This window comes from Streptacidiphilus sp. ASG 303, from assembly GCF_020991365.1.
In the GTDB taxonomy this organism is placed as follows: domain Bacteria; phylum Actinomycetota; class Actinomycetes; order Streptomycetales; family Streptomycetaceae; genus Peterkaempfera.
In genome coordinates this window covers 1-302 of the sequence record NZ_JAJLRA010000138.1, presented here as the reverse complement: position 1 = coordinate 302, position 302 = coordinate 1, and the positions used below count along the sequence as shown (strand labels likewise).

The following is a 302-nucleotide window of genomic DNA, read 5'->3' as shown; positions in this document are numbered from 1 at the left end:
CACCGTCACCCGTTACGCGTCCCCGTCCGGGGACGCCGACCCGTCCGGCGCCGGCACCGGCGGCCCGCGCGCCCGCGCCGCCGCCCTGCTCATGCTCGCCCTCCCCGGCGCCGCGTCCGTCTACCAGGGCGAGGAGCTGGGCCTCGCCGAGGTCCTGGACCTGCCCGACGAGGTGCTCACCGACCCCGTCTTCCACCGTACGGGCAGCCGCCTGCGCGTCCGCGCCGGCTGCCGGGTGCCGCTGCCCTGGTCCGGCCACGTCTCGCCGTTCGGCTTCACCACGGGCGGTGACGCCCGCCCCT

1 pseudogene is annotated in these 302 nt (G+C 78.8%); it reads left to right on the top strand.

Annotation, left to right across the window (positions count from 1 at the left end):
- Nucleotides 1-302 (top strand): annotated as a pseudogene (locus LO771_RS30255) (alpha-glucosidase); the annotation flags it as partial.